We start from the raw sequence: 12,485 nt of genomic DNA, 5'->3' as shown, positions 1-12,485 counted from the left end.
AATTAAGATTCATTTTTCAATACAAATAGGATATTTTTAAATACGATAAAATGAGAATTATTTTTGGATTGTTATAGGTGAAAATAAATTATGATAAAAAAAATAATATTTTATGCTTTAATAATGTTTTCTTTTAATTTGAATGCTTTAGAAAAAAGTATTTTAAGTGAAATTAAAGATAACGGCGAATTGAGAGTTTGTACAACAGCAGGATACGCACCTTTTGAGGTAAAAACTTCAAAAGGGAAATGGGTTGGTTTTGATATTAAAATGTTTGAAGAGTTTTCAAAAAAATTAGGCGTTAAATTATCTTTGATAGATATAAGATGGGAAGGTGTTTTTCCCGCTTTATTATCAAAAAAATGTGAATTTATTACTGGTGGAATGTCTATTACAGAAGAACGAAAAAAAGTAATTCATTTTAGCGATATAATTTATAAAAGTGGAAATTCAATTGTAATTTCAAGCAAAGAAGAAAAAAAATATAAGAATATAAAAGACCTCGATCAGAAAAATGTTAAGATAGCGGTTAAAACTGGGAATACAAGTGATTTTGTATTACAAAAAACTCTTAAAAATGCAAAAATATTAAGATTCGATACCAATGCCGATATGCTTACCGCTGTTTTAAAAGGAAGAGCCGATGCTTTTGTTCAAGATTCAATTTATGCCTTTATGGCCTCTAATGAAAATAAAGGAAAATTATATATCATTCCTGAAAAATTAAATTATGAAGATCTTGCTGTTGGAATAAGGAAACAAGATGAAGATCTCCTTAAAGAGTTTAACTCTTTTTTTGCGGATTGGAAAAAATCAGGTGGATATGCGGAGGCGGTTCAATATTATATTGAATCGGATAAATGGATGGAAGAGTTAAAAAGGTAACTAAATATAATCTCCAAACAAAGTTTCTTGCTGCAAATCTTTTTTATCAATCACATTTGAAACCGAAACGCCCATTAATCGCAATGGTACCTTTTCACAATTCATTTCTTCTAATAATTGTAAAGATATTTTCTCAAGAATATTTTTTTCAAAAAAATATAAGGGAAAACTTTTTGATTTTGTTTTCACTGTAAAATTTGAATATTTAATTTTAATTGTTACAGTTTTAAATGAGATATTTTTCTTTAATAAATATTCACTTAAACTTGCAACCATTTTTTTAAGCATTTCTATTTTATCAGAATAATTTATAATGTCTTTGATAAATGTTTCTTCTTCACCGTATGATTTTCTTACATGGGTTGTAATGACTTCCGATTCATCAATGCCACAAGCTTTGTCATAAACCCATTCGGCATTTGGACCAAAATTTTCAATGATATAGTCTTTGCCAATATGAAATACATCAGAACAAGTAAACAAATTATAACTTGCAAATTTTCTTGAAGTAACAGGACCAATAAAGGGAACTTTTTTTAGGGGAAGAGTTTGCATAAAGGGAAAACAAAATTGGGGTTTAATAACAGCAAATCCATTCGGTTTATTTAGATCGGAAGCAATTTTTGCAATCATTTTATTAGGAGCAATTCCTGCTGAAGCCGTTAATTTTGTTTTAAGAAATATTTCTTCTCTTATATTTTCAGCAATTTTAGTAGCCGAAGTTTGGTGAGAAATGTTTGTTACGTCTAAGTAGGCTTCATCTAAAGACATAGGCTCTATTATGGAGCAATAATTTGTTAATATTTTAAAAACTTCGGCAGATGCACTAGAATAAGCATCGAATCTTGGTTTTAAAAAAATAGCTTGAGGGCAAAGTTTTTTTGCTTGAGCGGAAGCCATGGCAGAATGAATGCCAAACTTTCGTGCTTCATAGGAAGCCGTGGCAACAACCCCTCTTTCATTTGGCATGCCGCCAATAATAAGAGGTTGTCCTTTTAAACGAGGATTGTCTCTTATTTCAACAGAAGCAAAAAAAGCATCAAGATCAAAATGAATGATTTTTCTTTTTAATAAAGAGGGATGAATAATTTGTTGCAAGTTACTATCATTCAAAATAAAAATCCGTTTCCGTAAAATTACAGTTGCGCAAGAAGAATACTCAAATAAAAAACTCTTTTATAAGTTATTTAAATTTTATGCAAGTTAGATTATTTATTACAATATTTAAATATATGAATTTAAAATAATTTTTCTTCAATCACCATAGATAATTCCATGCTATTTTGAGCAGCTCTTTGCCGCTCTAAGGTACCACAATTTAAAACTGTATTTTTAGAAAAAGGACCTAAATCATCATTTAAATAATATACTTTTACTGTTGAAATGTCTTTTGAGCAATGCCAAATCATTCCCGCACACATTTTGCAAGGCTTTAAAGTTGTAAAGATTCGACAGTTCTCAGGTAACGGCTGATTAAATTTAGTATAATAATTTTGAATTAAGTTTACTTCTGCGTGTTTCGTTTTGTTTTTAGAGCTTTCATTTATTCCAATAGATAGTATTTCATTATCTTTAGAAACTAAAATAGCAGCAATTTTTCTATCGGAAAGATAGAGTTCTGATTGCAAAGAAATATCATTTGCTATTGTTTCTGTTAATTTTAAAAATTCAATATTTTTTAAATTTTTATGCTCTGGTATTTGTGGCCATTTCATTTTCGTATTTTCGGATATAGGATAAATAATTTCTTGAAAATTAAAAGAAATTGAGATGTCATGATCTTTAGGAATGATTGGAGTGAAAAATCTTTTGGCAGTAACTTTAATCATACCATGACACATTTCTGTCGCTGTATAAGATGCATAAATTTTTTTTCGAAGTATAAAAAAAGATTTTTCAGGATAAAAGTGATGAATTCCTTGAATTAAAGTTGTAATTGCAGATATTGGTGTTTTTGGAATAAAATGATTTACAGAATAATAAACTGTATTTTCAAAAATTAAAAAGGCTATATTATTTTGATATTTATGAATTAAATCATACATTATTTTTTCTGTTAAATGAATCATATTTTACCAAAGATCTTTTTCTAACTTTATTTTCTCATATCTTTATTCATTAATACTTATAAACACCCTGCCCCGTTTTTTTTCCAAAATGTCCCGCGTCTACATATTTTTTAAGTAACGGACAAGGTCTGTATTTACTATCACCCAAGCCATCATGTAATACTTTCATAATAGCGTAACAAGTATCTAAGCCTATAAAATCGGCTAAAGTAAGTGGGCCCATAGGTTGATTTGTCCCAAGTTTCATTCCAGCATCAATATCTTCTGCGTTTGCAATGCCTTCCATGAGAGTATAAAACGCTTCATTAATCATAGGCATTAAAATACGATTTACAATAAAACCAGGATAATCTTGAGAACAAACTGTTACTTTGCCCATTTTTTCAGAGAGTAATTTTGTAATTTCATATGTTTCATTTGATGTCGAATGGCCTCGAATGATTTCAACAAGTCCCATGATAGGAACAGGATTCATAAAATGCATTCCAATAAATTGCTGAGGTCTTGATGTGGCAGAAGCAAGTCGTGTAATTGGTAAACTGCTTGTGTTACTTGCAAAGGTAACATGAGCGGGCATTATTTTATCGAGTTGAGAAAATATTTCTTTTTTTAAAGCTTCATTTTCATGAATGGCTTCTATAATAAAATCGGCAGAAACGAGGTCAGATAACTGAGTTGTTTTTTTAATTCTTCCTAAAATAGCAGGAGGATGTTCGTCTATTTTTCCCTTTTCAAATAATTTTGCGAGGCTTTTTTCAATTCCTAGAACTGCTTTATTTAATCCTTCACTGCGGTTATCACATATAATTACTTGAAAGCCAGCTTGTGCAGCTACTTGAGCAATGCCACTTCCCATTTGCCCCGCACCTATGACGGCAATTGTTTTAATTTGTGAAGTAAGAGCCATGAGATCCTCCTAAAATTTCATTCGTAATTTGAGCGTTCATGCGTTAGCAGGTATGTGAACTATATTTCCTTATTTTGATCAATCAAGGAAACGGAAAGAAAAAAAGAATACTTGAGATGTTGAAGAAGTTATGCTCAAGTCATAAGAGTTGACCTGTATTTGTGCAGGATTATTTTTTAAGGATTCTGAACCATGGCTATTGCTTACCAAACACCACTTCCTGCTCCCTATCCAACGTTAACGGAGCAAGAATTGCGCGAACGTATTCAATCTGTAAGAAGTTTTTTTGGAAAAAAACTTGTTGTGCTTGCACATCATTATCAACGCCCTGAAATTGTAGAATTGAGTGATGTGCGTGGTGATTCACTTCAATTAGCTCAATACGCCGCACAACAAACTGAGGCCGATTATATTGTCTTTTGTGGCGTTCATTTTATGGCTGAAGGCGCAGATATATTAAAAACAGGAAATCAAGTTGTTGTGCTCCCAGACTTAGGTGCTGGTTGTGACATGGCTGACATGGCAGATGCGGATGATGTTATTGAAGCATGGGAACAACTTGTTGAAGTTGTCGGTCATGAAAGTATTATGCCTGTTACTTATGTGAATTCTACTGCAGCACTAAAGGCTTTTGTTGCTAAAAAAGGTGGTGTGATTTGCACCAGTTCGAATGCCGGAAAAATTGTGGATTGGGCTTTGAAAGAAAGAAAAATACTTTTTTTCTATCCAGATCAACATTTAGGAAGAAATACGGCGAAAAAGCTTGGAATCCCTTTGGAATCTATGAATTTATGGAACCCGAAAAAGCCTTATGGTGGTTTAGAAAAAGAAAACATTTTAAATACAAAAGTCATGTTATGGCAAGGGTGCTGTCCTGTTCATATGATGTTTAGTTCAAAACAAATTGATACCATTCGCGCAAAAGATCCCGACTTTAAAATTATTTCGCATCCTGAATGTGCAATGGAAGTTGTGGATAAATCGGATTGTGCTGGGTCAACCGATTTTATTGTAAAAACAATTGCAGCGAGTCCAGCGGGAAGTAAATGGGCTGTTGGTACCGAATTAAATTTAGTAAATCGGATTGCTAAAGAAAACCCGGATAAAACCATAGTAAGTATAAATCCTTTTATGTGTCTATGTGGAACAATGAATCGTATTGATCTACCTCATTTAACTTGGGCTTTAGAGCAAATTAAAGCGGGTACTCCAAAAAATGTAATTACAGTTCAGGAGCCAGATCGTACTCTTGCAAAACAAGCTTTAGCTCGTATGTTAGAAATGAGTGTTACGTTATCAAAATAAGCTTTTCATTAAAGGTGGTCTTTTGTCAGACGAAAATATACAAAAAAACTTTTCTTCACATCAGCCTGTGACTCCCATAAAAGAAATGGGCTTAGAAGAAATTATACAACTTGCAAATAAAATTGGCCTTGAATATGTAGAAAAAAGAAAAGAGGCAGAGCGCCTAGAACTTCTTCGTACTTCAATTCGTGCAAAAATTATGAATCGGATTGAGTTAACAAGCGAAAAAATTCCTGAAGCGCGATTAAAGCGGTTGGCAGAAGCAGATATGGAATATATCGAATTGCTAGAAAAAATTGTAAATTCTAGGGCAGAAACCGAAAAACTTCGAATCCGATATGAAAGTTATAAAAGTTTATTTGATGCTCGTCGTACCATGATCAGTTATAAAAAAATAGAATTAAAAACATTATAGGTAAGATGAGTGGAAAAGTTTATTGAACAACATAAAAAGCGACTTTGTTATATGCCATGGCTTTATTACTCATTAAAACCAAAACATTTAATTTGGGCAAAAGCTTGGCAAGATGAAATTCAATCTACTTTGCAAGAGCTAGAAACAGTTAAAATTGGCAGCAATTGTTTTATTTCTCCAAACGCAAATATTTTTGCGGAGCCTGGAAGAGATATTATTATTGGAGATAACGTAACAATTGCTTCTGATGTGTTTTTACATGGACCCATAACAATTGCAGATGGTGTAAGTATTAATGCAGGAGTTTCTATTGATGGCGGTGTAAAAGGTGTTTCTATTTCTTCTCACTCAAGAATTGCGAGTGGGACAAAAATTTATGCATTTAATCATGGAATGAATCCAAATCGTAACATAAAAGATCAGCCGGTCACCTCCCATGGAATAGAAATTGGCGAAGATGTTTGGATTGGTGCAAATGTTTGTATTGCTGATAATGTTAAAATAGGAAATCATTCCGTAATTGGTATGGGATCAGTCGTAACAAAAAATATTATGGAATGGACCATTTGTGCAGGCAATCCGATTAAAGTCATTGGAAATAGAAAAGAAAAAAAATAATTTATTTAGGGTTTGTTCTCAAATATTGAAGAAGAGCTGATTTTAAGCCTGTTTTCTGCAAAAGTTAGATTAACCCATATCTAACGAAAGCGAGAAAAGCTACAAATGAGCTCTTTATAACTCACTGATATTATATTTATTAAAGAATTTATTTATTTCTCCAGATTTTTTTAATTTTATTAATTCTGTATCAAACTCATCAAGAATAATTTGGGAGTTAGGATAGTCTTTTCTAAGAGCTAAATAAAAATAATTCTTACTATCAATAAATTCAATTAATTTTACTTTTATTGATTTCAAGTTTTCTTTATTTTCTTTTTTTCCAGCCAAACTAGTAAAATTTGAAAATGTAACAAAAGCGATATCCCCTCTGTTTTTGTCAAGTTTTTTTAATAAAATCTCTAAATTTGAAGAATATTCAAATTCAAAACCCTCACTAATTGGAAAATTATCTTTTGAAAACTTGTTTCCAATATAATCATTAATTTTAAATTTTTTCAGGTCATTTTTTGATTCAATTTTTTCTATTTCATTTTTTCTAGGATTGTTAATTGAATATAAAATGACAGCTTGTGTTTTAAAAATAGGAGTATGATTAAAAATTAAAAATTTTTTTCTTTCCTCTGTTATTAAAGTGATATGTGAATCAGACTCGCCTTTTTTTACATATTCTTGAGCTCTTTCCCATGGAAAAGCTTCTGAAATAACTTTATAATGCATTTTTTTTTCTAAAATATGTCTTGTAATATCAATAAAAAATCCATTTAATTTTCCTTTTTCTATATAAGAAAATGGAAAAAAAATTTTCATAAAAAGCAATTTTTATTGTTCCTTTTTCTGAGGCTTTAATATTACTATAAAACAATAATGTCAGAATAAAAATAATAAAAACTCTCATGGAATATACCTCTTTTTAATATGTAGAATTTATTTTAATATAAGGATTTTTTATAATTAATAATAGTGTATGTGTCAAAATTTCGGCTAGGTAGCAAAATTAATTCATGAAAATATTGATAATTTTTGTTATAGAGTAAGTTAAATACAAAATAAAATCTAAATAAACATGTATGTATTTATTTAATATATGACTCATGTTATGGACAAATGCCTATTCATTCAGGAATATGCTCAATAGCTGGAGAAAGGCTAGAATTTTTGAATCATTATAATTTCTTAAATGCATATATTTACTAGATAAGGCAATTCAGAAGCAATGTTACTCGTTACGATATGAAAAAAAAAGAAACTTTTCTCTATGATTTACTTAGGGTGGTTTTTTGGTAAAAATTTGAAAACATATCCAAATATAGTTAAAAAATGTTTTCAAATCCAACTATAAAGGCACCCCAAACACCAATTAAAATATGAGAAACACTGACTCCAATAAGGGAATTTTGTTTTGCAAACAGCCATCCCCAAAAAATACCAGGGATAAAAACAGACAAAGCAAATCCTGCACTAATATGTGAATGTCCACCAGCAAAAAGAATATTAGAGAGAATAATAGAAGACCACATAGTTTTTGTTTTAGAGCCTGTTAGAAATTTTTGGAGTGCAGACTGAATGCCACTTCTTACAATAAGTTCTTGAATGGGAACAAAAATAATATATCCAAACAAGGCAGCAAAATATACTTTTAAGCTGATATCAGCTGAAGTTTTAAAAATAGACATCGGGTCAAATAATGGAAGGTGATGAAGTTTGGGATTAAAAGTAATTACGATATATTTAAGAAGCATTATAATAACTAATAAAGGAATCGTATATAAAATAGACTCAATGACTAATTTTCTCCAATTTTCAATTGTAATACCAAACGTTTTTAATGGGTAGCCACTTTTAAGCATCATTGAAATTATAAAGTAACAAAACATAATTAATACTATAATTGTAACTAAAGTTGAATTAGACATATAACTTTTAAGTTTTTGAAGCATTTGTAAGCTAATGGCATATAATGTTGTAATTGCTATAATATTAACTGCAAAATTGCCAATAGCAAGACGCTCTTTTAAAACTTCTACTGTGACTTCATTTGTGTAACGAAGTCTTTTCGAGATTTTTTCACCAAAAAAAGATGTGAATTTAGCATAAATATCTAGGTAGTTTGGATCATTCTTAATTTTTTCAAGATCAAAACATAAGACAGTTGAGGGTTCAATAGCTTTTGCGCTTGCAGAGCGAGCCGCATTTTCAAAAAGTACCATTTCACCAACAATTTCACCTTTACTTAGTTTTGCTAAAGGGTAAAATCTATCTCCATTTTTTTTGATAATTTCTACACTGCCATCTATAATAATAAAAAATCTTTGTTCAAGTCTTCCTTCATGAATAAATATTTCTCCAATATTTAGTTTTAATTCATAACAAATTTCTTGAAGACGTTCTAATTGATTGTCATTTAAATCTTTAAATAGAGATATATCTTTAAATGATTCAATCATCTTTACTCCGTAATCTTATCCAATTTAAAAAATTACTTTAATGATTAAGGTTAAAGATAAATATTTTTTTATCCATTAAACTTTTATCTGAAATAGCGTCAACTGTTTTTGTAAAGCTAAGTAAAAAAACAGTAATGAGTATAATTTTAAAATTAAATTTTTTAAAAAACGTTACTTTCATAATATGACCCTTGATAAATATTTTATTCCCTTTTTTACATCGGAATAGATATTCTTAATTTTAGATATTTATTTTTTGTATGGCCAGTGTTATCAACTATTTGCTTATTTATGTCATTTTATTATAAAGGGCATGGAATAGGATTTATTTATAAATAATATAGTAATTTCATAATATTAATAATCACTTATTTTGGAGACGAACGTGAGCCATCAAAATATTCCCTCTATTGAAGTTAAAAATTTGATTCCGGTACGCAGAGCTCTTTTATCTTTGTCTGATAAATCGGGGTTAAAAGAGCTTTGTGGGCTTTTAACAAAATGGGGTTGTGAACTTGTAGGCACGTCTTCTACATATAATGCTATCATAAATTTAGGTTTTTCCTGTTCTACCGTCGATTCCATAACAAATTTTCCTGAAATTTTAGGTGGACGTGTGAAAACATTGCACCCAAAGGTCTTCGGAGGCATTTTAGGGAGAGAACTTTTGGAGTCCGATGCAAAAGACATGAAAGATCATGATATTAAACCGTTTGATATTGTTATCTGTAATTTGTACCCATTTCAAAAAACCTTGGCAAAAGGGGCATCGGCTACAGAATTAGTTGAAAATATTGATATTGGTGGTGTTAGTTTACTAAGAGCAGCCGCAAAAAATCATACTGCTGTTTCTGTTTTATGTGACTCTTCTGATTATGAATATTTTATGAAAGTGGTCACTGAAAATCAGGGAAATACAACACTAAACCTAAGAAAACAATTGGCAGTTAAGGCTTTTCGAGAAACGGCTTCTTATGATGAAATTATTTCTGCAACGTTAGAAAGCCAATTTGGATTAGAAAACGAATTGTCTTCAAAAATTGGCCCCGTAAGAACGGAAAACGTAAACTCCATTACTACCCTTCCAAATAACGTAACTATTTCTTTAACAAAACAACAATCATTAAGATATGGGGAAAATCCTCATCAAAATGCAGCATTTTATCATACTGCTGATTTTCAAAATGAGAATAAGACTTGTTCTATTGCAAATATGAAATGTTTTCATGGAAAAGAATTAAGTTACAATAATGTCTTAGATATTGAACATGCCATTCGTTTGGCAACTGAGTTTAAAGAAGATTATGCTGCTGTTATTTTAAAACACAACACACCATGTGGTGTTGGAATTTCAAAAGACTCTCTATATCAAGCATATGTCAAAGCATTTGAGTCCGACCCGGTAAGTCCATTCGGTGGTATTGTTTGTGTTACAAAAAATGTAACAGAAGATTTGGCAAATAAATTATCAGAAACATTTTTAGAGGTTGTTATCGCACCTCATTTTGATTCAAAAGCTTTAGAAATTCTTCAAAAAAAGAAAAATCTCCGTTTAGTTACTTTTAATCCTGATTTGCCATTAGCAAATAAAATTATTTTTACTCATGTTCAAGGTGGTTTTTTAGCACAAAGTTCGAATGATATTGTTCTAGATTTAAACAAAGTAACATTTCCAACTATAGTTAAACCCTCGCCTAATATAATAAAAGCTTTTACTTTAGGTATGACAGTTGTTAAACATGTTCGATCAAACGCCATTGTTTTAGCGAATGAATATCAGTCTCTATCTATTGCGGGAGGTTTTACTAACCGTGTCGACGCTGTTGAGCAGTGCTTAAAAAAGATCCGACTTCCTATAACAAATGCTATTTTAGCAAGTGATGCGTTTTTTCCTTTTCCAGACAGTATAGAACTCATAAATCAAAGTGGGATTAAACATATTGTTCAGCCTGGTGGCAGTGTGCAAGATTCTGAGGTCATAAAAGCTTGTGATAAATATGGAATTTCTATGATGTTCACTGGTAATCGTCATTTTAAGCATTAAAATTTTATTCATGTCACTTATTTTATAGTCAAAAAAATTTCTTCTAACCTGACAATAATTAAATATAAATATAAAATACCATATTATAAGTTTATCCAAAAATGAATGAATTTCCATATTTAGGAATTTTATGCGAATAATTTATTTTTTCATTTTTTATATATTACTTATAAAAAATGTTTCTGCTAAAGCAGATCCTATTCAAATTGCTTGGGATTATAATTGTCCATGGATGTGTAATTCATCTAAAAGACCTGGTTTTTTATCTGAATTGGTTTCTGAAATATTTCGATTATCAAATATAAATATAGAATTTCAACGTTACTCTTGGCCAGTTGCAATACACGAAGTTAAAGAAGGAAATGCATTAGGTCTACTTAGTCCATCAAAAGAAGATGCTGATGGCTTTTATTTTCCAAAAGAATCTTTGGGATATCAGCAAATGTGTTTTTATATAAATAAAAACTTTCATTGGACATATAAAGACAAAAGATCTATAGAATCGATTCATTTAGGAATATCTCAATGGACTCATTATAAAGGATTAATGGATTATATTCATAATAATATTGAAAATCCAAAAAAATTAAATATAATAAGTTCAGAAGATATTTATTTAACAGGTTTTGAAAAACTTTCTAAAAATGAATTTGAAGTTCTATTGCTTAACCGAACTTCAGCAAAATACTATTTAAATAAAAATAAATTAAATGATAAATTTAAACAAGTTAGTTGTTTAGAAAAAGAAAAAATATATCTCTCTTTTTCTCCTAAATATAAAAATAAAAGTAAATTTCTTTCTGATATATTTGATAAAAATATGATAAAATTGAAAAAGACATTCTATGTTAAAAAGTTAATGAAAAAATATGAATTAACCGATCTTGATTTTTAAATATGATTTACTTAAACGGATGTTCATAGGGGATTTTATGCCAATTAAGCTTAGTTTATCATTGTTAATAATTAGTATATTTTGCAGTAATAAAATAAAAGCGGAATCCATTAATGTTGCCTGGAATCCATGGTGTCCCTGGATGTGTGACTCAGATGAAAAACCAGGATTCTCAGTTGAATTAGTTGAAAATGCATTTAAAAGACAAGATATTAATGTACAATTTCAAAAATATTCTTGGACAATAGCTGTGTCAGAAGTACGTGAAGGTAAAGTTAATGGCATTCTTGCACCTGCTAAACTTGAAGCTCCTGATTTTATTTTTCCTAAAGAACCTGTGGGTTACCAGCAAATGTGTTTTTATGTAAAAAAAGATAGTACTTGGGTATATAAAAATATTGATTCCTTAAAAAATATTTCCATAGCTATTATACAAGGAGCACATTATCCTGGGCTGATGGAATATATAAATAAAAATAGCGATAAAAAAAATAAAATTAAAAATATTAGCACTGAAGAACTTTTTCCTGATGGATTTAAAAATTTATTAAATAACAGTTATCAGTCTTTAGTTCTTGATTCTGTAACATTTGATTATTATTTAAAAAAAAATAACTTAATAGATCAAGTAAAAAAAGTAGGATGCCTTAAAACAGAGTATTTATATTTCGCTTTAAGCCCTAAAAATAAAGATAAAAGTTTAAAATTATCTAAAATATTTGATGACTATATAGTTATGTATAAATCTACAGATTCATATCAAAAACTATATGACAAATATAATGCCAGTTAAGAGTTGAGAAAGATATTGTGAAGATTGAAGAAATAGCTCCAATTTGTTAGTTAATTGTTGCTTAAAAAAAAGTAACAAAGGAGCTACCAATGGATTGGCAGAACCAA

General features: G+C 29.7%; 12 protein-coding genes. 7 read left to right on the top strand and 5 right to left on the bottom strand.

Annotated features, from left to right (window positions below; all coding sequences use genetic code 11):
* Nucleotides 1-90 precede the first annotated feature (90 nt).
* A complete protein-coding gene (locus tag ACIQ56_RS08485; RefSeq protein WP_397600639.1) occupies nt 91-885 on the top strand; it encodes a transporter substrate-binding domain-containing protein in 795 nt (264 codons plus the stop codon).
* Here the strand turns inward: ACIQ56_RS08485 and dinB are convergent, their stop codons facing one another.
* From dinB to ACIQ56_RS08470, 3 genes are all read right to left on the bottom strand, one after another.
* Nucleotides 886-1,998: a DNA polymerase IV gene (dinB, locus tag ACIQ56_RS08480; RefSeq protein WP_397600638.1), complete on the bottom strand. Its 1,113-nt coding sequence runs from the start codon at nt 1,996-1,998 to the stop codon at nt 886-888.
* A 125-nt stretch (nt 1,999-2,123) separates the two neighbouring features.
* The gene (locus ACIQ56_RS08475) at nt 2,124-2,954 is read right to left on the bottom strand and encodes a Bd3614 family nucleic acid deaminase (RefSeq protein WP_397600637.1); all 831 of its coding nucleotides are present in this window, start codon (nt 2,952-2,954) and stop codon (nt 2,124-2,126) included.
* 49 nt (nt 2,955-3,003) lie between these two features.
* On the bottom strand, nt 3,004-3,861 hold the full coding sequence (locus tag ACIQ56_RS08470; RefSeq protein WP_397600636.1) for a 3-hydroxybutyryl-CoA dehydrogenase: 858 nt from the start codon (nt 3,859-3,861) through the stop codon (nt 3,004-3,006).
* 192 nt (nt 3,862-4,053) lie between these two features.
* Here ACIQ56_RS08470 and nadA point away from each other — a divergent pair, with 192 nt between their 5' ends.
* The 3 genes from nadA to ACIQ56_RS08455 are packed head-to-tail and all read left to right on the top strand — an operon-like array spanning nt 4,054 to nt 6,199.
* Complete coding sequence (nadA, locus tag ACIQ56_RS08465; RefSeq protein ID WP_397600635.1) at nt 4,054-5,166, top strand: quinolinate synthase NadA; 1,113 nt, start codon at nt 4,054-4,056, stop codon at nt 5,164-5,166.
* Nucleotides 5,167-5,188: 22 nt separating this feature from the next.
* Nucleotides 5,189-5,581 (top strand): hypothetical protein, encoded by a 393-nt coding sequence (locus tag ACIQ56_RS08460; protein ID WP_397600634.1) that lies wholly within the window; start codon nt 5,189-5,191, stop codon nt 5,579-5,581.
* 51 nt (nt 5,582-5,632) lie between these two features.
* Entirely contained in the window at nt 5,633-6,199 is a 567-nt protein-coding gene (locus ACIQ56_RS08455) for an acyltransferase (protein WP_397600641.1), read from the top strand.
* A 114-nt stretch (nt 6,200-6,313) separates the two neighbouring features.
* On the opposite strand, the gene ACIQ56_RS08450 is transcribed toward ACIQ56_RS08455, so the two are convergent.
* Together ACIQ56_RS08450 and ACIQ56_RS08445 are read right to left on the bottom strand one after the other, a co-directional pair.
* Nucleotides 6,314-7,009 carry a substrate-binding periplasmic protein gene (locus tag ACIQ56_RS08450; protein ID WP_397600640.1) on the bottom strand — a complete coding sequence of 232 codons (696 nt, stop codon included), beginning with the start codon at nt 7,007-7,009 and terminating at the stop codon, nt 6,314-6,316.
* Nucleotides 7,010-7,512: 503 nt separating this feature from the next.
* The gene (locus ACIQ56_RS08445; protein ID WP_397600633.1) at nt 7,513-8,646 is read right to left on the bottom strand and encodes a cyclic nucleotide-binding domain-containing protein; all 1,134 of its coding nucleotides are present in this window, start codon (nt 8,644-8,646) and stop codon (nt 7,513-7,515) included.
* Between the two features lie 385 nt (nt 8,647-9,031).
* Between ACIQ56_RS08445 and purH the strand changes: the two genes are divergently transcribed.
* The 3 genes from purH (at nt 9,032) to ACIQ56_RS08430 (ending at nt 12,378) form a co-directional block, all read left to right on the top strand.
* A complete protein-coding gene (purH, locus tag ACIQ56_RS08440) occupies nt 9,032-10,690 on the top strand; it encodes a bifunctional phosphoribosylaminoimidazolecarboxamide formyltransferase/IMP cyclohydrolase (RefSeq protein WP_397600632.1) in 1,659 nt (552 codons plus the stop codon).
* A gap of 130 nt (nt 10,691-10,820) precedes the next feature.
* On the top strand, nt 10,821-11,585 hold the full coding sequence (locus tag ACIQ56_RS08435; RefSeq protein ID WP_397600631.1) for a hypothetical protein: 765 nt from the start codon (nt 10,821-10,823) through the stop codon (nt 11,583-11,585).
* A gap of 37 nt (nt 11,586-11,622) precedes the next feature.
* Nucleotides 11,623-12,378 (top strand): substrate-binding periplasmic protein, encoded by a 756-nt coding sequence (locus tag ACIQ56_RS08430; RefSeq protein WP_397600630.1) that lies wholly within the window; start codon nt 11,623-11,625, stop codon nt 12,376-12,378.
* The last annotated feature ends 107 nt before the right edge of the window (nt 12,379-12,485 follow it).

The organism is Silvanigrella sp. (assembly GCF_044369315.1).
Lineage (GTDB): Bacteria > Bdellovibrionota_B > Oligoflexia > Silvanigrellales > Silvanigrellaceae > Silvanigrella.
This window is presented reverse-complemented; position numbering and strand designations above follow the sequence as displayed.

What these genes read in the sequence shown, in the direction of transcription:
- ACIQ56_RS08455 (WP_397600641.1), top strand. Translation starts at nt 5,633, where the DNA reads ATGCCATGGCTTTATTACTCATTAAAACCAAAACATTTAATTTGGGCA.
- ACIQ56_RS08450 (WP_397600640.1), bottom strand. Translation starts at nt 7,009, where the DNA reads ATGAAAATTTTTTTTCCATTTTCTTATATAGAAAAAGGAAAATTAAAT.
- nadA (WP_397600635.1), top strand. Translation starts at nt 4,054, where the DNA reads ATGGCTATTGCTTACCAAACACCACTTCCTGCTCCCTATCCAACGTTA.
- ACIQ56_RS08475 (WP_397600637.1), bottom strand. Translation starts at nt 2,954, where the DNA reads ATGATTCATTTAACAGAAAAAATAATGTATGATTTAATTCATAAATAT.
- ACIQ56_RS08430 (WP_397600630.1), top strand. Translation starts at nt 11,623, where the DNA reads ATGCCAATTAAGCTTAGTTTATCATTGTTAATAATTAGTATATTTTGC.
- ACIQ56_RS08435 (WP_397600631.1), top strand. Translation starts at nt 10,821, where the DNA reads ATGCGAATAATTTATTTTTTCATTTTTTATATATTACTTATAAAAAAT.
- ACIQ56_RS08470 (WP_397600636.1), bottom strand. Translation starts at nt 3,861, where the DNA reads ATGGCTCTTACTTCACAAATTAAAACAATTGCCGTCATAGGTGCGGGG.
- ACIQ56_RS08445 (WP_397600633.1), bottom strand. Translation starts at nt 8,646, where the DNA reads ATGATTGAATCATTTAAAGATATATCTCTATTTAAAGATTTAAATGAC.
- ACIQ56_RS08485 (WP_397600639.1), top strand. Translation starts at nt 91, where the DNA reads ATGATAAAAAAAATAATATTTTATGCTTTAATAATGTTTTCTTTTAAT.